Source organism: uncultured Tenacibaculum sp. (assembly GCF_947504135.1).
Taxonomy (GTDB): Bacteria; Bacteroidota; Bacteroidia; order Flavobacteriales; family Flavobacteriaceae; genus Polaribacter.
This window is the reverse complement of sequence record NZ_CANNGG010000001.1, coordinates 341,679-364,018: the sequence shown is the minus strand read 5'-3', so window position 1 is coordinate 364,018 and position 22,340 is coordinate 341,679. Positions and strand designations below refer to the sequence as shown.

Annotated in this window: 22 protein-coding genes; 15 read left to right on the top strand and 7 right to left on the bottom strand. The window is 31.3% G+C overall.

Translation table 11 applies throughout. The features are described 5' to 3' along the window. Positions 1–49: 49 nt before the first annotated feature. Both Q0663_RS01675 and Q0663_RS01670 read right to left on the bottom strand, forming a co-directional pair. Positions 50–1,645, bottom strand: a complete 1,596-nt coding sequence (locus tag Q0663_RS01675; protein ID WP_299005346.1) for an Ig-like domain-containing protein — start codon at positions 1,643–1,645, stop codon at positions 50–52. 55 nt (positions 1,646–1,700) lie between these two features. Further along, positions 1,701–2,240 carry a ComF family protein gene (locus tag Q0663_RS01670; RefSeq protein ID WP_299005343.1) on the bottom strand — a complete coding sequence of 180 codons (540 nt, stop codon included), beginning with the start codon at positions 2,238–2,240 and terminating at the stop codon, positions 1,701–1,703. 56 nt (positions 2,241–2,296) lie between these two features. Here Q0663_RS01670 and Q0663_RS01665 point away from each other — a divergent pair, with 56 nt between their 5' ends. The 5 genes from Q0663_RS01665 (at position 2,297) to Q0663_RS01645 (ending at position 6,915) form a co-directional block, all read left to right on the top strand. Next, positions 2,297–3,007 (top strand): rRNA adenine N-6-methyltransferase family protein, encoded by a 711-nt coding sequence (locus Q0663_RS01665; RefSeq protein ID WP_299005340.1) that lies wholly within the window; start codon positions 2,297–2,299, stop codon positions 3,005–3,007. 120 nt (positions 3,008–3,127) lie between these two features. Continuing rightward, entirely contained in the window at positions 3,128–3,955 is an 828-nt protein-coding gene (locus Q0663_RS01660) for a hypothetical protein (RefSeq protein WP_299005337.1), read from the top strand. Positions 3,956–4,007: 52 nt separating this feature from the next. Further along, positions 4,008–4,886, top strand: coding sequence for a hypothetical protein (locus tag Q0663_RS01655; protein ID WP_299005334.1), 879 nt, complete (start codon positions 4,008–4,010; stop codon positions 4,884–4,886). A 107-nt stretch (positions 4,887–4,993) separates the two neighbouring features. Then, complete coding sequence (locus Q0663_RS01650; protein WP_299005331.1) at positions 4,994–6,541, top strand: glycine--tRNA ligase; 1,548 nt, start codon at positions 4,994–4,996, stop codon at positions 6,539–6,541. 146 nt (positions 6,542–6,687) lie between these two features. Then, the gene (locus Q0663_RS01645) at positions 6,688–6,915 is read left to right on the top strand and encodes a hypothetical protein (protein WP_299005328.1); all 228 of its coding nucleotides are present in this window, start codon (positions 6,688–6,690) and stop codon (positions 6,913–6,915) included. A gap of 31 nt (positions 6,916–6,946) precedes the next feature. On the opposite strand, the gene Q0663_RS01640 is transcribed toward Q0663_RS01645, so the two are convergent. Next, positions 6,947–8,596 carry a G-D-S-L family lipolytic protein gene (locus Q0663_RS01640; protein WP_299005325.1) on the bottom strand — a complete coding sequence of 550 codons (1,650 nt, stop codon included), beginning with the start codon at positions 8,594–8,596 and terminating at the stop codon, positions 6,947–6,949. Between the two features lie 10 nt (positions 8,597–8,606). Beyond that, positions 8,607–11,315, bottom strand: coding sequence for a TonB-dependent receptor (locus Q0663_RS01635; protein WP_299005322.1), 2,709 nt, complete (start codon positions 11,313–11,315; stop codon positions 8,607–8,609). Between the two features lie 192 nt (positions 11,316–11,507). Between Q0663_RS01635 and Q0663_RS01630 the strand changes: the two genes are divergently transcribed. Then, positions 11,508–12,443, top strand: coding sequence for a bifunctional riboflavin kinase/FAD synthetase (locus Q0663_RS01630; RefSeq protein ID WP_299006314.1), 936 nt, complete (start codon positions 11,508–11,510; stop codon positions 12,441–12,443). Positions 12,444–12,497: 54 nt separating this feature from the next. After that, positions 12,498–13,772, top strand: a complete 1,275-nt coding sequence (serS, locus tag Q0663_RS01625) for a serine--tRNA ligase (RefSeq protein ID WP_299005319.1) — start codon at positions 12,498–12,500, stop codon at positions 13,770–13,772. Positions 13,773–13,864: 92 nt separating this feature from the next. Here serS and Q0663_RS01620 read toward each other — a convergent pair whose 3' ends face one another. After that, complete coding sequence (locus tag Q0663_RS01620) at positions 13,865–14,008, bottom strand: hypothetical protein (protein ID WP_166627718.1); 144 nt, start codon at positions 14,006–14,008, stop codon at positions 13,865–13,867. A 121-nt stretch (positions 14,009–14,129) separates the two neighbouring features. On the opposite strand from Q0663_RS01620, the gene Q0663_RS01615 reads away from it, so the two are divergent. The 5 genes from Q0663_RS01615 to mgtE all read left to right on the top strand — a co-directional run bounded on the left by Q0663_RS01615 (position 14,130) and on the right by mgtE (position 18,775). Then, positions 14,130–15,908: a tetratricopeptide repeat protein gene (locus tag Q0663_RS01615; protein ID WP_299005316.1), complete on the top strand. Its 1,779-nt coding sequence runs from the start codon at positions 14,130–14,132 to the stop codon at positions 15,906–15,908. A 92-nt stretch (positions 15,909–16,000) separates the two neighbouring features. After that, complete coding sequence (locus Q0663_RS01610; RefSeq protein ID WP_299005313.1) at positions 16,001–16,330, top strand: DUF4286 family protein; 330 nt, start codon at positions 16,001–16,003, stop codon at positions 16,328–16,330. Between the two features lie 3 nt (positions 16,331–16,333). After that, positions 16,334–16,522: a hypothetical protein gene (locus Q0663_RS01605; RefSeq protein WP_299005310.1), complete on the top strand. Its 189-nt coding sequence runs from the start codon at positions 16,334–16,336 to the stop codon at positions 16,520–16,522. A 12-nt stretch (positions 16,523–16,534) separates the two neighbouring features. Then, entirely contained in the window at positions 16,535–17,338 is an 804-nt protein-coding gene (rsmA, locus tag Q0663_RS01600) for a 16S rRNA (adenine(1518)-N(6)/adenine(1519)-N(6))-dimethyltransferase RsmA (protein WP_299005307.1), read from the top strand. Positions 17,339–17,425: 87 nt separating this feature from the next. After that, positions 17,426–18,775 (top strand): magnesium transporter, encoded by a 1,350-nt coding sequence (gene mgtE, locus Q0663_RS01595; RefSeq protein ID WP_299005304.1) that lies wholly within the window; start codon positions 17,426–17,428, stop codon positions 18,773–18,775. On the opposite strand, the gene Q0663_RS01590 is transcribed toward mgtE, so the two are convergent. Together Q0663_RS01590 and Q0663_RS01585 are read right to left on the bottom strand one after the other, a co-directional pair. Next, positions 18,772–19,449, bottom strand: coding sequence for a LysE family transporter (locus Q0663_RS01590; RefSeq protein ID WP_299005301.1), 678 nt, complete (start codon positions 19,447–19,449; stop codon positions 18,772–18,774). The two genes, mgtE and Q0663_RS01590, sit on opposite strands and share 4 nt — an antisense overlap. Positions 19,450–19,471: 22 nt before the next feature. After that, positions 19,472–20,515 (bottom strand): ferredoxin--NADP reductase, encoded by a 1,044-nt coding sequence (locus Q0663_RS01585; protein WP_299005297.1) that lies wholly within the window; start codon positions 20,513–20,515, stop codon positions 19,472–19,474. 164 nt (positions 20,516–20,679) lie between these two features. On the opposite strand from Q0663_RS01585, the gene Q0663_RS01580 reads away from it, so the two are divergent. The 3 genes from Q0663_RS01580 to Q0663_RS01570 are packed head-to-tail and all read left to right on the top strand — an operon-like array spanning position 20,680 to position 22,339. Then, positions 20,680–21,018, top strand: a complete 339-nt coding sequence (locus Q0663_RS01580) for a PadR family transcriptional regulator (protein WP_299005294.1) — start codon at positions 20,680–20,682, stop codon at positions 21,016–21,018. Positions 21,019–21,029: 11 nt separating this feature from the next. Further along, positions 21,030–21,683: a hypothetical protein gene (locus Q0663_RS01575; RefSeq protein ID WP_299005291.1), complete on the top strand. Its 654-nt coding sequence runs from the start codon at positions 21,030–21,032 to the stop codon at positions 21,681–21,683. Beyond that, positions 21,674–22,339: a hypothetical protein gene (locus tag Q0663_RS01570; protein ID WP_299005288.1), complete on the top strand. Its 666-nt coding sequence runs from the start codon at positions 21,674–21,676 to the stop codon at positions 22,337–22,339. The genes Q0663_RS01575 and Q0663_RS01570 overlap by 10 nt, the downstream gene beginning before the upstream one ends. The last annotated feature ends 1 nt before the right edge of the window (position 22,340 follow it).

Here is a 22,340-nt window from a genome sequence, read left to right as displayed (position 1 = left end):
TCTAGAGTGATATTTCTCGGTCACAGACTCCTTCGAAATGACATTTGTATTACTTAATCACAAACGTTTCATTTTGTACCCAGTTAGCTCTTAATTTAAACTCTGTTTCTAAGTAAATAATTTGCTCTGGTTGTTTACGCTCTAAGAAATTACCCGTATCCCACACACGGTTATTATTTTCATCAATAATAGCTCTTACATTGTATTCTTTGGGTTCTAACAAAGTAAACTCTGTTTTTTTAGACTCTGAAAGATACACTGTTTCTTTCACCTCATCTTTAACCAATAATTGAATAATTACTGGATGTGGTGTTTCTTTTTTAACATCCAACACTATACTTCCGTAATCATCTACTGCACGAGTTGTAAACTTGTAATTTAAAGTATCATTGGTGGTTTCGTAAACATCCGTAATTCCCTGTGGTAATCCTTTAAAAATATAGCCAAACTTAGGTTTCTTCTCAAATAAGACGGTTAGTTTGTTAATCGATTGTTTTTTCAATTCAAAAGCTACCTCAACAGTATCTTTATCTATTAAAGAAAACTTAGATTTATCAATAGAAACAATCGGGTTGTTCGTTTGAATAAACATCGTATCTTTTAAATGTAAAACACCTCCCACATTTGATGACACTGATAAAGAATCAATCTGTTTTTTTCTTAAAAAGACGGTAACCGTATCTTTAAAATTTAGGTTGTTTACAATAAAGTTTAACGAGTCTCTTTCAATCGGAGTATGCCAATAGTTTAATGTGTCCTTGTCTTTTTCTAACTGTGTAAATGATTTGAAATCTTGCGGAACTTCCGACAGTATTTCAATATTTATATCTTCTTGTTTTCCTTCAAACCCAAACTGAATTTTTCCTTTAGTTACTTCTTTCCCTCTTTTAAATTCATACGGTTGAATTTCTTTGAAAAAACGAATCGGGTTACTTATAATACTATCAGCTGGCAATGTAATCGTATCAGCTACAAAACCTATTTTATCATTTCTACTACTAAAAATGTAGTCGTTTGCTTGCTCTTTTAAAGCTAGCATTAAATATTTTCCTTCTCGTAAATTACTAAACTCAAAGTTTGTAGAATCTAACGTACTAGTTACGTAATTAGGTTTTTGTTTGTATATAATTGAGTCGTTATAAACACTATCTAACTTATACAACAACACACTTACTTCTTTTACTTCCTTTTTATCAAAAGCATCAGAAACAGAACCCTTTATTGTTAACGAATCGATATAACTCCCTGTAGAAAACACGTACTTGAAACTCTCTAATTTATTGTTTTCATTGTTGTCTTGAACCGCATTTCCGAAGTTAAATGTATACGTTGTATTCGATTGTAGGGTGTCTAATATTTTTATATTGATATACTTACTTGGAATTCCTTGCGGAGTAATTAGTGGTGGGTTTTTCATTGGAGGTGAAACCACTAATTGCTTTTGTAAATCTTTTAAAACAATATACTCATCGAAATAAATACGAATATTATCTTCTTTAAAATGAATGGTTTCGTATGGTGGATTTGCAGTAACCATAATGGGTGCTGTTTCATCTTTTGGTCCTCCTTCTGGTCTTCCTTTACGTGCACAACTAGCAATGATAAAAGCAAAAAGTGTTATTAAAGTAAGATGTTTATTTTTCACAAAATGATGGTTTTTAAATCCAATTTCAAAAGTAGTAAATTAAGATGGAAAGTTACTATGCTTTTTGCGTGTACGCCATAGTAGCAACACTAATGGTTATATTTTTGGTTTTTAAAAGTTCGTTTGCACAAGCTTCTATCGTTGCTCCAGTTGTAATCACATCATCAATTAGTAAAACATGTTTGTTTTCAAAAATTGTGGTATTTGCTAATTTGAATTTGGTGTTACTATCAGAAAAACGTTCGAATCGCTGCTTTAATGTTTGCGTTTTAGTTGTTGAAGACCTAATAAGTACGTTTGGTTTATATTCAACATCGAGTATCTTACTTAATGTTTCTCCAAATAACGTTACTTGATTATAACCTCTTTTTCTTTGTTTTTTTGGATGTAATGGAACGGGAACAACATAATCTATGTCCTCAAAAACATTCATATCTACTAAATTACTTCCAAACCACTCGCCAATAAAAACTCCTATTTCTGGTTGGTTTTTATATTTTAATTGATGAATGAGTTTTTGAGTAATTCCATCTTTTTGATAATACAAAAACGAACGTACTTTTTCTACAGGAACTCTACCATAAAAAGTTGACATTAATGTAACATTTATATGCTCATTATCGTCTATAATTGGAAGATCATTTTTGCAAAATGTACACAGAAATTTTTCATTTTGAAGTAATGTTGTTTCACAATTTATACATAAATTGGGGTAGAATACATAAAATATATCTTTTAAAAATTGCATCTTTACAAGCCTTTTTTAACAGAAAGATACAAAAAGTAACAGAAAACGATATTTTGAGCACTAAATTTAACTTTTTTAAAGAAGCAGTAAAAAACTATAAAACATCAGGAACAATTATTCCTAGTTCAAGGTATTTGGCTAATAAAATGCTAAATGAAATTGATTTTACTACGGCGGAAGTAATTGTAGAACTAGGTCCTGGTAATGGAGCAATTACACATCATATTCTCAACAAAATCAAACCGAATTCTGTACTGATTTGTTTTGAAATTAATGATGTTTTTTACCAAGAATTACAAAAGATAAAACATCCACAGTTAATTGTTCTAAAAGCATCTGCTGAAAAAATTAAAACTGAGCTTGAAAAATTAGGCTACACTGAAGCAAATTATATTATATCTAGCTTGCCTTTAACAATTATCCCTAAAGAAATTACACATGAAATTTTAGTTAAAAACTATAATTTTCTTGCTACAAATGGAGCTTTTATTCAATACCAATATAGTTTAACTTATTACAAGAAACTAAAAGATGTTTTCGGTAATAATATTGACTTAAGTTTTGAACCTTTGAATCTTCCTCCCGCATTTATTTACAAATGTGTTAAAAAATAAATAGTATATTAGCCCAAAACACAATAATGCATCATACCCCCTAAAATGATGATCCCTTCAAAAATAAAAAATAATGGCTTTGTAGCCTTTCTAATTCTGTTAATCCTTATCATAGGTTTTTTGTCTTACGAAAACGCAAGAGACTACTCTGAATTAAAAGCTGTGTTAAAGTTAGACAAAGATGAGTTAGAACAAGAACTCACTACCATCATTAAAGACTATAATGAGGTTAGCAATAAGAAAAATGAGTATTCTTTACAATTAAAAGATGAACTCGAAAAGGTTGTTCAACTAAGAGATTCTGTTAAAAACTTAAAAGAAGCTGACTATCGTTTTATCAGTTATTATAGAAAACGAACTAAAATTCTTAGTGTAGAAAACAAAAAGCTTTTTGAAAAAATAAATCAGCTTAATTCTATTAATAACGAGCTTGTTTCAAAAAACGACAGTGTTAATCAGGCGCTGCTCTTTAAAGAACATCAAAACACAAAATTATCTAGCATAAACAACCAGTTAAGTAAAGAGCGTCAAGTTTTAAAAGAAAAAGTTGCCATTGCAGAAGTTATTGAAATATCAACAATTAAAGCTGAAGCGCTTAAAAAAAGGAAGAACGGAAAATATACTTCTACAATGAGATCAGAAAAGGTAAATGCTTTTAAAATAGAGTTTGATTTATTAGAAAATAAAGTAGCTGCACCAGGGCCTAAAGAAGTACACATTCAAATAACCGATAACAACAACAATGTTGTGGCGCCTATAAAAGATGATTGTACTCATAATAAAAAAAAGATACCATGTAGTGATGTTTTAATCGCCGATTATAACAACAGACAATTGTCTATGGTTTCAGTCGTAAATATTAATAATAAAATAACTGCAGGTGTTTATCACATTAGTACCTTTGTAAATGGTATTAACGTCGGCAAAAATTCATTAGATTTAAAATAAACCTCCTTAATAGATAGAAAAGACATAATATAAATTCAATTCCCCTAAAATCATGAATCAACAAAAAATGAAGAATACGCTAATTATCATATTAGCTATTTTAACCCTTTTTCTAATTTTCTATTCTCAAAAAAAATCAAATGAGAATAAAATACTTAATAATATTTTTTTAGAAGAGAAAGCTGACTTACAACAAGATCTTGACGAAATGATTAAAGATTATACCAATGTTGTTGTTGGTAAAAAACGTTTGGCTGATAGACTTGAAATAGAGCTAACAAAAATGAAGAGTTTAAGAGACTCTATTAAAGATTTAAAGTCTGATAATTTCAATTTAATTAGAAAATATCGAAGAAGAATTGCTACTCTAGAGCGTGAAAACAAAAAGTTGTTTATTCAAATAGATTCTTTAAACAGTGCTAACGAAGCCTTAACGCAAGAAAATGTTATTGCTAACGAAATTTTACAACAAAAAGACAGTGTAAACGAAAATTTAGTAGAAAAAAACAAAGAGTTAGAAGCTAAAGTAGCTATTGGAGGTATTATTAAAACAAGTCCTGTTAAAGCAATTGCAATGAAAGAGCGTAGTAGCGGAAAACTTACTACAACCTCTAGATCTAACAGAACTGATGCATTTCGAATAAATTTTGATTTATTAGAAAACCCAATCACTTCTTCTGGTGAAAAAAGAGTATACATTCAAATTACTGATGAAAACAAAAATGTAATTGCCCCTAAAGGAAAACTCAACCTAAAATCTGGTGTTAAAATTCAATATACAGATTCGTTAGAAGTAAATTACGATAACAATCGATTAAGCTTAGTTTCTTTAGTACTTGTTAATCGTGACGACATTAAAAAAGGCACTTATACCATCAGTACTTTTATTGATGGTATATACTCTGGGAACACTAAAATTAAGCTCAGGTAAAACAGTAATCATCCAAAATATTTTAACAAAAGTGAAGAGTTTACTAAATTCTTCACTTTTTTCTTTTTCAATACCCTAAGTTTAAATCCTTATTTTATTTTTGCAGTATGGCAAAACAAGAAGATCAATTTAAAAAAGTTTTATCGCACGCTAAAGAATACGGTTATGTATTCCAATCATCTGAAATTTACGATGGTTTAAGTGCGGTGTATGATTATGCTCAAAACGGAGTAGAATTAAAGAAGAATATTCGTGATTATTGGTGGAAAGCAATGGTGCAAATGCACGAAAACATTGTAGGTATTGATGCAGCAATACTAATGCACCCAACTACTTGGAAAGCCTCAGGCCACGTTGATGCTTTCAACGATCCTTTAATTGATAACAAAGACTCTAAAAAACGTTATAGAGCTGATGTTTTAGTTGAAGATTTTAGAGAAAAAATCAACGAAAAAATTCAAAAAGATATAACCAAAGCAAAAAAACGTTTTGGTGAAGCTTTTAATGAAGATGAATTTAGAAGTACAAATCCTAACGTTTTAAGACGTCAGAAACAAATTGACGAAATAACAGTTGAACTAACCAGAGTTCAAGAAGAAAACGATTTAGAAGGGTTTAGAAATTTAATTATAGACTTAGGTATAACATGTCCTGTTTCTGGTTCTAAAAACTGGACAGAAGTTAAGCAGTTTAACCTAATGTTTGGGACGCAACTGGGAGCTTCAGCGGATAGTTCAACAGAAGTATATTTACGTCCTGAAACAGCACAAGGTATTTTTGTGAACTTCTTAAACGTACAAAAAACTGGACGTATGAAAATTCCTTTTGGAATTGCACAAACTGGTAAAGCTTTTCGTAACGAAATAGTTGCCCGTCAGTTTATTTTTAGACAACGAGAGTTTGAGCAAATGGAAATGCAATTTTTTGTAAAACCAGGAACTCAAAAAGAGTGGTATGAAGAGTGGAAAGAGACTCGTTTAAAGTGGCATATGTCGTTAGGAATGGGGGAGGAAAATTATCGTTTCCACGACCATGATAAGTTAGCTCATTATGCTGATGCAGCTGCTGATATTGAATTTAAGTTTCCTTTTGGATTTAAAGAATTAGAAGGAATTCATTCTCGTACTGATTTTGACTTAAGTCAGCATGAAAAATTCTCTGGTAAAAAACTACAGTATTTCGATCATGAAGACAATACTAGTTACGTACCATACGTAATTGAAACTTCTATTGGTTTAGACAGAATGTTCTTAGCTGTTTTCTCTAACTCTTTACAAGAAGAAGAGCTAGAAAATGGTTCAACAAGAACAGTTTTAAAACTACCTGCAGTTTTAGCACCTACCAAAGCAGCTATTTTACCATTGGTTAAAAAAGACGGTTTACCAGAAATCGCTCGTAAAATTGTTGATGATTTAAAATGGGATTTCAATGTTGTATATGATGAAAAAGATGCCGTTGGAAGAAGGTATCGTCGTCAAGACGCTGTTGGTACACCTTTCTGTATTACAGTAGACCATGATACTTTAGAAGACAATACTGTTACCATTCGTCATAGAGACACTATGGAACAAAAACGTGTTAAAATAGAAGATTTAAGCAACATTATTAATCAAGAGGTAAATGTACGTTCTTGGCTACAAAAAATGGAAGTATAAATCTTAAAACAACAAAATAAAACAAGAATCCTAAACGTAACTGTTTAGGATTTTTATTTTTGCAATAGTAAATAACTTTACATACAAATCTTAATATCAAGTAAGGGTTTTAATATTAGATTACAAACCAATAAAATAGAAAACAGATGAAAACTGTACTTAAAATATTATTCATCATCTTTTTACTTTGGATGATAGCAGGAGCTTATCTTTTAAACACAGCTCACCCTAAAGCACAAGTAGTGATGGGTCTAGGTGTTTTATATATGTCTTTTGTATTAATGCCTTTATTTATATACCATAGATATAAAGACGGTAAGTATAAAAAGTATGTTATGAATTCTGACAAAGACAAAAAAAAAGCTGAAGATTAATCTTCAGCTTTTTTAATTTGTATAAAAATCACTACTGTAAAGTAGGTGAATAATTTGTTGGGTAATCATCTGGTTTAGCTAAACCGTCTTTACCTACGGTAAAGTTAGACCCGTATGTAGCATCAATAGCAGCTAACATTTTATTAGCCATTAACGCATATCCTCTAGCTGTTAAATGAATTCCATCTAAACCAACTAAACCACCAGTTACTAAACTAGTATTCATATTATAATTTCCAAACTCTAATCCAGTAGTAGAGGCTTCTTGTAAAATAGCCTTAAAATCTACAAAAGCTAAACCTTTAGCATCAGCTACCGCTTTAATAGTTGCATTATAAGAATCCGTAGCACTCTTAACTCTGCTTATCTCGTCTTGAGTTAACACCCATTTATCTTCCAAAGGTAAAGAAACTCCTTCTACAGAAAACATTCCTGCTAACTGTTGTGGTAAACCTTGTGACATTAGAAACCCAACTGAATCAGTATTAATTTCACCTATGATGGCACTACTTGGTAATACTAATAAGTCTTCTTCTGTTGCTTGTCTTGCTTGACCGTAATAAGTACCTAATAAGCCTGCTACTTTTTGTAATGTAGCTGCATCAGTTGGTAATCCAAAATTTGCTACAAAAGAAGGGAAAGTAGTACTTGCTAATAAAGCACCAACGATTTGAGCTGTTTTATCTTCTAAAGACTCATCTTTAATTACAACTGCACTAGCAGCATCTGTGGTAAAAACAATTGACCTTTCTGGAACACCAATTGCTTCAAAAACTCCATTAATAGCTCCAAAAACATTATTTAATGTCGGAATTTGTGCTCCAAAATCAGGGTTACTAGGATCTAATGGCGCATAAGGAACTGTTGTAAAGTAAGGTAACGATGTTATATACGGTAAATTAGCCACAACTCCTTTTCTATCTCCTGCAGCTAAAGCGTCAACAGTACTTGAAAAAACTGAAGCAAAGACATTAGAGTTTGTAATATCATTCATCCCATAAGTTGTTGGATCTAAATTTCCTGTTTCATTATGATCTTCACCTACACCACCGGCAATAGAGTAGCCTAAAACATCATTTCCTCCTATTTCAGATAGTGTAAAAAATGTTGGTTGTTGCATTAACACATCTTGTATAACACTAGCCATAGGGTTAGATGCCATTCTTACATAATAAGGGTTCGCATTTGGTAACGCTGCTAATGCTCCATAACCTTCTACTCCTAGATGAAAACTTTTTAATCCTGGCACACCCATATTACTATAAGGTCCTGCCTGTATATTTCCTATTTCAGTAGTTGGAGTTGCTGATAACCTTGTAGGTCCAGTTCCATTAAAATAAAACCTTGGTTCAGCTTTTTCTACCCCGGATATTAAAAAACCACCTATGTTATCATTCATTAAAGGTTGTGTAAAATCGCCTCCGCCAACCATAGCAAATTTACTAGCTAAGATATTTGGAAAAGAGTTTTCTTGAGAAGATTTAAATAAAGCCCCATCTGAAAATCCTGCTGTAAAAGAGGCTCCTACTGCTACATATTTAGAAAAATCTACACTACCAGCTTCTAGTGTTACATTGTTTTCCGCTTCTCCTTTAATCTCAGGTAATGTATTGTCTACGTCACAGGCGGCTAACCCTAAAAATAACGCAGATAAAAAAGTATATTTAATTGTATTTTTCATTGTTTCTTTTTTAGTTATTGATAGTCCAAGAAATGTAGTATTGAGAACCAACAGCTCCTACTCCTGGTGCACTTAAGTACTCTTCTCCTGTTAAATTAGACCCTCCTACTTTAAACACTGATTTAATTGAAGGAACAGAATAGTTAATTTGAGCATCAAGAACTGTTCTTTCTTCTACAGTTCCTTCTAAGAAGGTAGACTGCCAGTAGAACTCATCTTGCCAACGAGCACTTATGTTAAATCCAAAGTTTTCAAATAAATTTGTGTGTCCAAATTGCATTTTCACTTTGTGCTCTGGTGTATTAAACCCAGCTTCAAAATCAGGGTCAGCAGCTTGATCAAAATCAAACTTAGACCATGTATAGTTTAATCCAACATCAAACCCGTTAAATACCTTCGTGTTTAATCCTAAACCTACTCCATAAGAATCTACATCAACTGTTGAGTTAGTTTTTACACTAAATGTTCTTACTAAATCTCTATTAGTTAAATTATTCACAGTAACTGGTGTATTTGGGTCTACTAATACAACTACATCTTTATTAGAAATAAAGTCAGAATACATATTATAATATGTACTAAAATCAACAGACAGTTTATTTTCTCCTAAAGGAACTGCCGCACGATAACCAACTTCAAAAGATTTTACTTTTTCTGGCTCTACTAAGTCTGTAGTTGCCAGAGTAGGATTTCCGTTTGCTATAGAGTTAGCTGAATAACCTCTATTAAACACGTCTTGTCCTGTTAAAATAAAACTTCCTGTTGTTGTATTTGCTGTTGCAGAAAAACGCCCAATATTATCTGGAGCTGTTCCTAAAATAAATCCTGCTCCTGTTGCTAAACCAATATATTGGTCTTGTGTTGTTGGGTTACGGAAACCTGTTTGAAAAGAAGCTCTAAAGTTGTGATTCTTATTTTCTCCAGCCGCATAAGCTAATGAAACTCTTGGAGTGAAGTTACCATCAAAGTTGTCTGACTTATCATAACGTGCAGAAGCTGTAAACTTTAAACGATCATCCATCATTTTCTTTTGGATTTGTGTATATACACCATATTCTCCATATTTAATTGGCCCGTCACTATCGGTATAAATAGTTCCAAAAGAATTTAACCTATATTGTCTGTAAGAACCTCCAACTTGTACTTCTGCCCAATCAATATAATCACGTAAGTTTAAGTTTGCATCTGCATGATAATAGCTTGTATTATCTCTAAACTTTGAACCAGTCAATAAGTCTGGATCTGCGGTTACTTCATTAAACAGTCTTGTAAATTCAGGCGTACCTGGTACAGCACGACCCTTATCAGCATAAATTCTCGCTGCTGCATGATTTGAAGCTTCAACATCAGAAACTGCACCTAAATAAGCTTTTGCATAATCTCCAAACCAGTCTGTATTAGATTTCCATTTGCTATTAATGTTAATTGCAGCAAAACGAGTATCATAAGAATCTCCCGCATCTTCACCTGCATAATATCCTCTTATGAAGAAGTTTTTACCTCTTACTTCTAATTTGTGTTGCTCCATAAAGAAGTTGGCTAAGTTGTAACGGTTTTGCCCTTGGTAAATAGTATTACCTGTACCATATTTAGAGTTCCATATTATTTCTACTCGATCATTTCCTAATGGACGATAGTGAATGGCTCCATTGAACTTTACACTTTTTGCTTCGTTAGACATTAAATCTACCTCTCTATATCCTGTTCTACTAACTTTTCCAATAGCTCCTCCTAAATCAACAGAAACTTCATCTCCATATACATTTGCCCCATCATAATTTGGATCATCATTATGACTCATACCTGGAATATATGTACCACCGATACCTGTTGTGTTTCTATAATCAGTAGCATGCCATTCTTCTCCTTTCAAATAAGAGAAACTAGCTTTAACTGCAAAATAATCATCAAAAGCATGTGCCATTTTGATAGTAGCATCATAATAACCATTGTCTCCTGCTGCTTCTTGACTTGTTAAGCCTGTTTTTAAACCAACACTAATACCTTGCTCATTAAATGGATTTTCACTACGCATTAACATAATACCATTAAATGCATTAGCTCCATACAAAGCCGAAGCTGCTCCCGGTAAAATTTCAACACTTTTCACATCTACTTCAGAAATTCCTAATAAGTTTCCAATAGCAAAGTTTAATGCTGGAGATGCATTATCCATTCCATCAACCAACTGAACAAAACGCTCATTCCCAAAAGTAGCAAAACCACGAGTGTTAACTGTTTTAAATGTTAAACCTCCTGAGTTAATATCTACTCCTTTTAAATTTTCTAATCCATCATAATACGATGCAGAAGCGGTATTTTTAATCGCTCTTGAATCAAAACGTTCAATTGTTACAGGTGATTCCATAACACGTTCTGGAGTTCTAGAAGCTGAGATAACAACTTCATCTAACGAAGTAGCATTTTCGGTTAAACTAACCTCAACAACTTGGTTGTTTTTAGTTATTTCAACTGTTTGTGTTTGATACCCTAAGGAAGAAATTTCAATAGTAAACGGCGGGTTATCTGTTACTGTCATTGTAAACTTACCGTCAAAATCAGTAGAAGTACCTACTGCTTTTCTTGAAACCTTAATGTTTGCTCCTGGAACAGGCTCACCTAAAGAAACATCTTTAACTGTACCTGTAATAGTAGTTTGAGCAACCATTATTGCTGTGCCAAAAAGCACAAATGCAACAAGTAATAGTTTTTTCATCATAATGTAAAATAATTTGTTAACTGCTTTGCAAAATACAATTTTTTTTCATTTACGAAATATACTGTGTTCTTTTTTACTATTTTATTAATTAATTAGATATTTTTTTTACTAAATCTGAATTTTAGATTTTATTCTTGAAATATTATTTATCCTCTTATACAAATTGTATTTTTGCTTAAATTTATTGTAACCTTGGAAATTACACATTCTATTTTTGACTTCACCCCTACTCAAAAAACAATAGTTACCATTGGTACTTTCGATGGCGTGCACATTGGGCATCAAAAAATTATTGAGAAACTGGTGCATGAAGCAAAATCTAGCGAAAAAAAATCAGTATTACTTACCTTTTTTCCACATCCTAGAATGGTGTTACAAAAAGACGTTTCTATCAAATTGATTAATACAATTGATGAACGTGCACAACATCTTGAAAAATTGGGATTAGATTATTTAATCATTCATCCGTTTAGTAAAGAGTTTTCAAGACTTACTGCTTTAGACTTTGTTCGAGATGTTCTAGTGAATCGACTAAACATTTCTAAATTAATCATTGGATACGATCATCACTTCGGAAAAAATAGAGAAGGAAACATTGAACAACTAACCGAATATTCTCATTTATACGATTTTACGGTGGAAGAAATTCCTGCTCAAGATATTGATGAAGTTTCTGTAAGCTCTACCAAAATTAGAAAAGCACTTGCTAACGGTCAGTTAAAAACCGCTAACAACTATTTAGGATATAACTTTTCTCTCACAGGAAAAGTTGTAAACGGCAAACAATTAGGCGGCAAAATAGGATTTCCTACTGCTAATATTGATGTTTTTGAAGAGTATAAATTGATTCCTAAAACTGGAGTTTACGTTGTCAAATCAACTATACACAATGCTTCTGTTTACGGAATGATGAATATTGGAAATCGTCCTACTGTTGATGGCGAATACCAAACCATTGAAGTCCACTTTTTTGATTTCAACCAAAACCTATATGATAAAGAGTTAACCATTGAACTGTTATACTTTTTAAGAGATGAACAAAAGTTCGATTCTGTTCCCGATTTAATATCACAACTTAAAAAAGACAAAGAAACTTCTTTAAACTACCTCAAAACAATTAGCCTCTAGCATTGCTTAAGTCTGTTGCTTCTTTTATCTTTGCTTTTCTTAAAAATTAAAAAGATGTTACAGGTTCAGTTTATTAGAGAAAACAAACAAACTGTTTTAGACGGATTAGCAAAACGTAATTTTGCTGATGCCAAAGCAATTATTGAAGAAGTATTAACTACTGATGAAACACGTAGAGCTACACAAGTTTCGTTAGACAATATATTGGCTGAATCTAACAAAATATCCAAGGAAATTGGTGGTCTTTTTAAATCTGGTAAAGTTGAAGAAGCGAATCAACTAAAAGCAAAAACAGGTGAATTAAAAGAGGAATCTAAACAATTAACTGAAGAGTTAAACGCTGCTGCTGATAAATTAAACGAGTTATTATATCAAATTCCTAACATTCCGCATGCTTCTGTAAAAGCAGGAAAGAATGAAGAAGATAATGAAGAAGTTTTTAAAGAAGGAATTATTCCTGATTTAGGAGAAAATGCGTTACCTCACTGGGAATTAGCTAAGAAATACGATATCATCGATTTTGAATTAGGTGTAAAAATTACAGGTGCTGGTTTTCCTGTATATAAAGGAAAAGGAGCTCGTTTACAACGTGCTTTAATCAACTATTTCTTAGACAAGAATACAGCGGCTGGTTATAATGAAGTACAAGTTCCTCATTTGGTAAATGAAGCTTCTGGTTTTGGTACGGGTCAGTTACCTGACAAAGAAGGACAAATGTATCATGTAACTGGAGATAACTTATACTTAATTCCTACAGCTGAAGTTCCAGTAACCAATATGTTTAGAGATGAAATCGTACAAGAAAATGATTTACCAATTACTGTAACTGGTTACACCCCTTGTTTTCGTCGTGAAGCGGGAAGCTACGGAGCACATGTTCGTGGATTAAATCGTTTACATCAATTTGATAAAGTAGAAATTGTTCGTGTTGAGCACCCTGATAATTCTTACAATGCCTTAAACGGAATGGTAGAACATATCAAGGAAATTTTACGTGAATTAAAATTACCGTATCGTATTTTACGTTTATGTGGTGGTGATACAGGATTTACTTCTGCCTTAACTTTTGATTTTGAATTATACTCAACTGCTCAAGAACGTTGGTTAGAAATTAGTTCTGCTTCAAATTTTGAGACTTTTCAAGCAAATCGTTTAAAGTTACGTTTCAAAAATAAAGAAGGAAAGAGTCAATTAGTACACACTTTAAACGGAAGCTCTTTAGCCTTACCTCGTGTGTTGGCTGGTATTTTAGAGAATTACCAAACTGAAAACGGAATTAAAATTCCTGAAGTATTAGTTCCTTACTGTGGTTTTGATATGATTGATTAGTCAATCTTCGCTATAAAAATGAAAAAATCCCAAGCCTCAATTACGATGCTTGGGATTTTTAATTAATCAATCCCCATTGAAAAAAAATATGTTTAGTTGGCAACTACCGCTACCATTAATCTCTTGTATTTGTTCATTTCAAGCAATGCTTCAAAATATTGAGTTATTTGACCTTTTCTCATAAACTCATTTGCATTCTGCTTTGCTATCTCGTATTGTGTAGTAAAGTTTTTCATAATTTACATTGTTTAGTTGTTTTACCAATAAGACAAAGTTCGTGCCAAAATGTTACAATCCTTTTCAAAAAAGCACCTCTTTTAATAGTATTTTAACAATTATGTTCAGTATTTTTGATAAATGAAAAGAGCCGTTATTCTATTTAATTTACTGATATTTAGTTTGTTTTGTCACGCACAGCAAAACGAATTTATCATTGCTGAAAATTATTTTAGAAATAATGAATATGAAAAAGCAATTCAGTTATATAAAGAGTTATACAACCAAAGTCCTTATAATACTACTTATTTAGAAAGATTAATTACTTGCTACCAAGAAACTGAACAATTTACAGTAGCTGAAGATCTTCTTTTTCAAAAGTTAAAAGAAAAACCAAATTTAGCTTATTTGCATGTTGTTCTTGGTCATAATTTTGAACGTCAAGAAAAAATAGACACTGCAAACAAACACTATCAACTAGCAATACAGTCCATTAATAACAAGGCTAATTACGGGGCTTTAATTGCAGGTATGTTTAAAAATTATAGCAAACTAGATTTGGCTATTGAAACCTTTCAAAAAATAATGGATATAAATCCGAAAGCTAATTATGGTTTTCAAATGGCTCAAATTTATGGTGAGAAAGGCGATTTTAAACAAATGTTCGAATCATACATCGATTTGGTTGATAAGAACGAAGGCTACCTCAACAATGTTAAACGTTATGCTGGCAAATACTTAACTGATGATAGCGAGGATGAAAATAACATTCTGTTCAAAAAAGCTTTATTAAAAAGATCTATAAGCAACCCCAAAGACATATGGAACGATTTACTTTCTTGGTTATTTATTAGACAAAAACAATACAGCAAAGCACTTATTCAAAGCAAAGCATTATTTGCTAGAGATCCTGATAATTTAAATAAAATTAATGAAGTTGGTAAATTAGCTTTGGAAAATAAAGACTACGAAACCGCGAAAGAATGTTTTGATCTTATCATAGAAAACACCAATTATCCAAGAGATAAATTTACTGCAATAAACAACAATCTGAGAATAGCTATAGACACAAATCAACCAGACATAGAACAACGTTTTGATGCTATTTTTAAAGAATACGGTATAAATTCAAAAACATTATTCACTCAAATAGCTTATGCCGATTATTTAACCTTTACCAAAAACACCCCTGAAGAAGCTGAAGTTATTCTACAAAAATCTTTAGATTTTTCTAACTCAAGGTTTATAAAAGCTTCTATAAAATTAAAGTTGGGAGATGTTTTAGTGTACATGGGTAAATTCAATAAAGCTCTCATTTATTATTCACAAGTACAAACATTATTTAAAAATCATAATATTGGGCAAGAAGCTCGTTTTAAGGTAGCCCAAGCATCTTACTTTAAAAACGACTTTAAATGGGCTAAAGCACAACTAAAAGTTTTAAAAGGGTCAGCATCTCAACTTATTGCCAACGATGCAGCAAACCTGTTTTTAACTATTTCAGACAACGAACCTAAAGACAGTATATCTTCTGGATTGAAAGAATATGCTAAAGCCGATTTGTTAGCTTTTCAGAATAAAAACGACGAAGCTATTGTTGTTTTAAGTGAAATTATTACAACTTATAGAGGACAAGCTATTGAAGACGAAGCCTTATTTAAACAAGCTCAGTTATTTATTAAAAAGAAGCTATTTGATGAAGCTATTTTAAATTATGCTAAAATCATAGCCTTAGATAAAAAAGGAATTTATGTTGATGATGTATATTACTACATGGCAGAATTATACAACAACGAATTAAATAACCTTGAAAAGGCGAAAGAATACTATCAAAAGATTATTTTTGACCACCCTTCGAGCATCTATTTAGTAGAAGCTCGTAAAAAGTTTAGAAAACTAAGAGGAGACGATATTAATTAACGTAAATATTTTATTGTTTATCAATTAAGTATACTTAACCAAAGCCTTATTTAATACATTAATTTATCTACTCATTTAAATTATTAAAAAAGATGTACATATACAACGTGACCGTAAATATAGACGAAAGTATCCATGCTGAATGGTTAACTTGGATAGAAAGCCATATTCCTGAAGTGTTAGCAACAGGACATTTTATCAGCGCAAAAATGACGCAAGTCCTAGTAGAAGAAGAAATGGGAGGAATTACCTATTCTATTCAATATACAGCAAGAACTCGTGAAGATTTGGACAACTACTACAAACACAGTGCAGAGAAATTACGTAACGATGGATTAAAAAAGTTTGCAGATAAAATGCTAGCATTCCGTACAGAACTGAAAGTGGTTAATGAGTTTTATCCTACAGTGAATAGCAACTAAAAGATGAAAGAAAAAATCTATCAAAAGAAAAAACTACTCATAATCGTAGGAATACTCATAGCAACTTTAGGTGGTGTTATGGGATATTACACTTATGATAATAACCCTTGGGAAACCATTAGTGGAGTAATTAGCGGGATAGGTTTTGGACTAACTTTTATAGCCTTAACAATAAAACCACCAACCAAATAGATACAATAAAGAATGACCGTAAGAGCTAAAAAACATTTAGGACAGCATTTTTTAAACGATGAAAACATTGCAAAAAAAATAGCTGATACTTTAACCGAAAACGGATACGATAATGTATTAGAAATTGGTCCTGGAATGGGGGTTTTAACAAAGTATTTATTAGAAAAAAAAACTAAGGTTACCGTAATGGAACTAGATTCAGAATCGGTAGCCTATTTACAAGACACCTTTCCTGTTGAACATATTAAGTTAGACACTTCAAAAGAGAAGTTTACCATTATTGAAGGTGATTTTTTAAAAAAAGACTTTACCAAAATATTTGATAAGCAACAAGTAGCCATTATTGGTAACTTTCCTTATAACATTTCTTCTCAAATCGTTTTTAAAGCGATTGAAAACCGCGAATTTGTTCCTGAGTTTTCAGGAATGTTTCAAAAGGAAGTTGCTCAACGAATTGCAGAAAAAGAAGGAAGCAAAACCTACGGAATACTCTCGGTATTAACACAAGCTTTTTACAATGCTGAATACTTATTTACCGTACCTCCTTCTGTTTTTAATCCTCCTCCAAAAGTAGATTCTGGAGTTATTCGTCTTATCAGAAAAGAAAATTACACACTTCCTGTAGATGAAAAATTATTCTTTAGAGTCGTAAAAACTGCTTTCAATCAACGAAGAAAAATGTTACGTTCAAGCTTAAAATCTTTCAATCTTTCGGATAGCTTAAAAGAAGACCCTATATTTGCGATGCGTCCCGAACAATTATCGGTACAAAAATTCATTGAGTTGACACAAAAAATAGCTCAAAATAATAGTTAAGAGTCCTTTTTAGACAAGAACAAGTCTTCTTTTTGAATTAGATTTCAACATATTCAAAACCTCGATAATCGAGCAAAATTGCAAGTAATGGCACTAGAAATCACAAAAGACTTATTAGAAAACGTAAAAGAACTGATTCAGCAACAAAAAGACACAGCTCTTTCTGAAGTTTTTTCAGATATTCACTATGCTGATATTGCTGAAGTTTTAGATGAACTCACTTTTGAAGAAGCAGTTTACATTATACGTTTATTAGATAGCGAAACAACTTCAGATGTATTAATGGAAGTTGATGAAGAGGTTCGTGAAAAAGTTTTTGAACAACTTTCTGCCAAAGAAATTGCCGAAGAGGTTAATGAACTTGATACCGATGATGCTGCCGATGTTATTGCCGAACTTCCTGAAGAGCGAAAACAAGCTGTTATTCAAAAAATTGAAGACAGAGAGCACGCTAAAGAAATTGTAGAGCTACTTCGTTATGATGAAGACTCTGCTGGAGGTTTAATGGCAAAAGAGCTTGTAAAAGTTAATGAGAATTGGAATGTGCTTACTTGTGTTAAAAAAATGCGACTGCAGGCAGAAGAGGTTACTAGAGTTCATTCTATTTATGTAGTTGATGATGAAGGTAAGCTAAAAGGACGTTTGTCTTTGAAAGACTTGTTAATGGCGTCTACTCGTTCTAAAATTTCAGATGTCTACATTCCAAAAGTAGATTTTGTTCATGTTCATGACAAAGCAGAAGAGGTAGCTAATATTATGCGTAAATATGACCTAGAAGCTATTCCTGTTGTGGATGAATTAGGTGTTTTGGTAGGTAGAATTACTATTGATGATATTGTTGATGTAATTAAAGAAGAAGCTGAAAAAGATTATCAATTAGCCGCAGGTATTACTCAAGATGTTGACTCCGAAGATAGCATTTTACAATTAACGCGAGCTCGATTACCATGGTTATTCTTAGGTTTAATTGGAGGTATTGGAGCAGCAAGAATTATGGGTTTTTTTGAAGGTGCTTTAGAAGATAATGCTGTTCTCTTTATGTTTACACCTCTTATTGCTGCTATGGCTGGTAATGTAGGCGTACAATCTTCTGCCATTATTGTTCAAGGCTTAGCTAATGATGATGTAAAAGGAAGTGTTACTAATAGGTTATTAAAAGAAATGTCTTTAGCTGCTGTAAACGGACTTGTTTTAGCTATTATTTTGTTTTTCTTTATTTGGGTTTGGAAAGGAGATATAACAATTGCCTCTGCTATTTCATCTTCTTTATTTGCAGTAATTATTGTAGCTGGTTTAGTGGGTACTTTTATTCCTTTATTTTTAGATAAAAGAGGCATAGATCCAGCTATTGCTACAGGACCTTTTATTACAACAAGTAATGATATTTTTGGAATCTTAATCTACTTTTCAATAGCCAAAATAATTATTGGTTTTTAATCTATTGATTCTACTTTTTCTATCAGGTTATCAATCTTACTTTCAGGAATAAATCCTTTTAGCATTAATACAGCACCAAAAACAATTAACAATACTCCCATTCCTCGTTTTATTCGATAAATAACTAATGGAGTTAGCCTACTTTTTAATTGTTTAGCAAGTAATATTTTTCCTAAATCTGTAATTGCGTAGCCTGCTATTACAGTACCAAAATACCAAACTAAGTACTTAGGATTCATATCGTATGTTGGTCCTATAACCACGATTAAACCAAGCCAAAAGGCTAATACACCTATATTTATAAAATTTAGGAAAAAACCTTTAAAAAGAAGCTTTAAATAATTATTGCTTTCTGGTAAAACAACATCAGGAGCTTCTGCTTCTTTCTTATTATTTTTATCTAAATAAGTAATTAACCCATAAATAATAAGCACCAATCCTCCAATAAGAAACAAGCGTGGATCATCTTTTATTTTTTCCAACAGACTTCTACTTCCAAAATAAGCTATTAACATAAAAGAAATATCCCCAAAAATTACACCTATATCAAAGGCTATTGCTGCACGAGCACCTTTTAAAATGCTTGTTTTAATGAGCATAAAAAATACCGGCCCTATCATAAAAGCCATGAAAACACCAACAAAGAAGGCGTTTTTAAAGTCGTAGAAATCCATAGTTATAAAGTTACGGTTTTACTTATACATCATCAAAGTCTACTACAACTTTCTGCGTCGTAGGATGCGCTTGACAAGTAAGTATTAAACCTTCTTCTAACTCATCATCAGTTAAAATAGAGTTTTTGGTCATAACAGCTTTACCTTCTGTAACTTTTGCAATACAACTACTACAAACACCTCCTTGGCAAGAATAAGGAGCATCTAATTTATTTCGTAAACTTGCAGCTAAAATAGTATCTTTTTGCTTCATTGTAAAGCTAGTTTCTTCATCATCTAACACTACTTTAATTTCTGTTTCTCCTTCTTTTATTAAATCTGTATTTTCCTCAGCTGTAGAAGCTGTAAATAATTCAAAGTGAATGGCGCTTTTTGATAAACCATTTTCTTTAAGTGTTTCAGAAGCTATCTTAATCATTTCTTCTGGTCCACATAAAAAAGCTTCATCAAATACTACTTCTTTATAAAGATTCTTTACAAAGTAGTTTATGTGTCCTTTGTCAATTCTTCCAAACAATGTGTTCTCTTTACGCTCTCTACTATACACGTAATGTAAATTAAATCGATCAGGATACTCTTGTTGTAATAAATTTAAATCATTATAAAAAATAGTATCATTAATACTTTTGTTACCATAAACTAGCGTAAAGGTTGATGATGAATCTTCTAAAACGCTTTTAATCATCGATAATACAGGGGTAATACCACTACCTGCTGCAAAAGCAATATAATTTTTATTGTTTTCAGGAGTTAATATAAATTTTCCTTCAGGAACTGCTACTTCTAATTCATCTCCTTTTTTTAATTGAGTAGTTGCAAATGTTGAAAATTTCCCGTTTTCAACAGCTTTTACTGCTACTTTTAGTTGATTACTTTTCGGTGCAGCACATATAGAATAAGCTCTACGAACTTCTTCTCCTTTAATTATTGTTTTTAAAGTAATGTATTGTCCTGCTATAAATTGAAACTTGCTTTTTAAATCTGCAGGAACATTAAAAAGTATTGAAACAGCATCTTTTGTTTCTTTTATTATTTCTTCTATTGTTAATTTATAAAAAGTACTCATGTAGTCTAATTTGAACAGCAAAAATAACAAACTCAACACGAACAAAAGTTAGGGTTTTTGTAAAATGTATACCTAAGAATTTTATACATAAGAAAATTATGTATATTTGTTGCGAGTCGCAAACACAAAAAGCAACTAAAAACAAACCATTCAATATTGACACAATGGGAAATCAGAAATTATATAAAGGTTCTTTACAAACTATTATTTTGAAGTTATTAGCTCAAAATGATAAAATGTACGGGTATGAAATCACGCAAAAAGTAAAAGAACTTACCAAAGGTGAACTAAAAATTACTGAAGGTGCTTTGTATCCTGCCCTACACAAACTTGAAGCAGAAGGCTTGTTAGATGTTGAAGTTGCAAAAGTTGGTAATCGCTTACGTAAATATTATAAACTCACCGAAAGTGGTACGAAAGAAACCGCTAATCGCCTTTCAGAAATGCAGGAGTTTTTAAGTACCATGCAACAATTGGTAAACCCTAAGTTTAGTTTGGAGTAATTTTTTTAGCTATGGAATTAACAAAAGAACAAATACAAAGAGTAGAAAAATACCTTGATGTAAAAAAGGTATACTATATAGATGTTAGAGTTGAAGTATTAGATCATATTGTTTCAGAATTAGAAAACAATATATGTGAAAATACATCTTTTGAAGAAGCATTTAAGAACACTACCAAAAAGTGGAATACTATTTTAAAAGACTCTTCTAGTGTTTATATAGGTTATGCCTTTGTAAAACCAAAAATTGTAATTGATAAAATGAAAAAGTACGGGAAACCGAATATTATTAAACTATTATTCGCCTTTCTTTTAATGATATTGTTAATCAGTTTAAAGCTAGAAGTAACTACTTCATATGCACAAACTATAAACTTTTTCGCAAAGTTTTTTATCTATACTGTATCTTTTATTATTGGTTTAGGCTACATTTTAATATGGCAATCTAAACAAAAAACATCTTATCGTTTCTTGTATAAAACACAAGTACTGCCTTATGTACTTTTTCCAATAATGCTTTTTGGTGATTTTCTTACTAAAGAAGGTAACTTAGACCTCGTTAAAATGACAATGCTAGTATTCGTTGCTTTTATTATACAACTTGGTATCAAGCTTTATAAAAACCACTTTTTAGCAATAAAAAAATATGCTTGCAAATGGAACTAACAAAAGAACAAATTAAAAAAATAGACCTTTTTTTAGAAGGAATAGGAATTGAATATATCGATATCCGTTTTGAAATGGTAGATCATATTGCTACTGAAATTGAAAATACAGTTGAAGATACAAATGCTTTTTTTGAAGGTAAAGGTTTTCAAGTACCTTTTATAAAGTATATGTTGAGTAGAAAACAAGCTCTAAAAAACCGATATGAAAAACAGACAAAAAAATTACATTGGCACTATACTAAAGCTATCTTAAAAGACATTTTAAAAAAAGTCATATATCCTAAAAATGTACTCGTTATACTTTTCTTTTCTTTTATATGCTTCTTTTTTGGTCCTAAATATGTTAAAGAAACTTCTATTTTCATTTTTAGTTCATTAATGTTAAATCTTGTATATACTTCATATGTTTCCTATAATTTTACAAAGAAACATAAGCTTCTTAAAATTGTAAAAACTTACTCTTTTGTAAGCTCATTTGTTATTATTATTGCTTTAAACTTTCCTAATTTTTTAGATATTTTTTATAATGGTAATTATCAAAAAAATGCTATCTACATTTATCTAACTGCTTTTGTTTTTAATTACTTACTCTGTCAAAGTTTTCTAGAGAAAAGAGATTTTATTGAAAAAAAATATCAATATTTAATTCAATAGC

Excerpts from the sequence above, each read along its gene's own strand:
- Q0663_RS01670 (WP_299005343.1), bottom strand. The coding sequence starts at position 2,240 with ATGTCAACTTTTTATGGTAGAGTTCCTGTAGAAAAAGTACGTTCGTTT.
- Q0663_RS01665 (WP_299005340.1), top strand. The coding sequence starts at position 2,297 with ATGTACACAGAAATTTTTCATTTTGAAGTAATGTTGTTTCACAATTTA.
- Q0663_RS01655 (WP_299005334.1), top strand. The coding sequence starts at position 4,008 with ATGAATCAACAAAAAATGAAGAATACGCTAATTATCATATTAGCTATT.
- Q0663_RS01650 (WP_299005331.1), top strand. The coding sequence starts at position 4,994 with ATGGCAAAACAAGAAGATCAATTTAAAAAAGTTTTATCGCACGCTAAA.
- Q0663_RS01645 (WP_299005328.1), top strand. The coding sequence starts at position 6,688 with ATGAAAACTGTACTTAAAATATTATTCATCATCTTTTTACTTTGGATG.
- Q0663_RS01640 (WP_299005325.1), bottom strand. The coding sequence starts at position 8,596 with ATGAAAAATACAATTAAATATACTTTTTTATCTGCGTTATTTTTAGGG.
- Q0663_RS01635 (WP_299005322.1), bottom strand. The coding sequence starts at position 11,315 with ATGATGAAAAAACTATTACTTGTTGCATTTGTGCTTTTTGGCACAGCA.
- serS (WP_299005319.1), top strand. The coding sequence starts at position 12,498 with ATGTTACAGGTTCAGTTTATTAGAGAAAACAAACAAACTGTTTTAGAC.
- Q0663_RS01620 (WP_166627718.1), bottom strand. The coding sequence starts at position 14,008 with ATGAAAAACTTTACTACACAATACGAGATAGCAAAGCAGAATGCAAAT.
- Q0663_RS01615 (WP_299005316.1), top strand. The coding sequence starts at position 14,130 with ATGAAAAGAGCCGTTATTCTATTTAATTTACTGATATTTAGTTTGTTT.
- Q0663_RS01610 (WP_299005313.1), top strand. The coding sequence starts at position 16,001 with ATGTACATATACAACGTGACCGTAAATATAGACGAAAGTATCCATGCT.
- Q0663_RS01605 (WP_299005310.1), top strand. The coding sequence starts at position 16,334 with ATGAAAGAAAAAATCTATCAAAAGAAAAAACTACTCATAATCGTAGGA.
- rsmA (WP_299005307.1), top strand. The coding sequence starts at position 16,535 with ATGACCGTAAGAGCTAAAAAACATTTAGGACAGCATTTTTTAAACGAT.
- mgtE (WP_299005304.1), top strand. The coding sequence starts at position 17,426 with ATGGCACTAGAAATCACAAAAGACTTATTAGAAAACGTAAAAGAACTG.
- Q0663_RS01590 (WP_299005301.1), bottom strand. The coding sequence starts at position 19,449 with ATGGATTTCTACGACTTTAAAAACGCCTTCTTTGTTGGTGTTTTCATG.
- Q0663_RS01585 (WP_299005297.1), bottom strand. The coding sequence starts at position 20,515 with ATGAGTACTTTTTATAAATTAACAATAGAAGAAATAATAAAAGAAACA.
- Q0663_RS01580 (WP_299005294.1), top strand. The coding sequence starts at position 20,680 with ATGGGAAATCAGAAATTATATAAAGGTTCTTTACAAACTATTATTTTG.
- Q0663_RS01575 (WP_299005291.1), top strand. The coding sequence starts at position 21,030 with ATGGAATTAACAAAAGAACAAATACAAAGAGTAGAAAAATACCTTGAT.
- Q0663_RS01570 (WP_299005288.1), top strand. The coding sequence starts at position 21,674 with ATGGAACTAACAAAAGAACAAATTAAAAAAATAGACCTTTTTTTAGAA.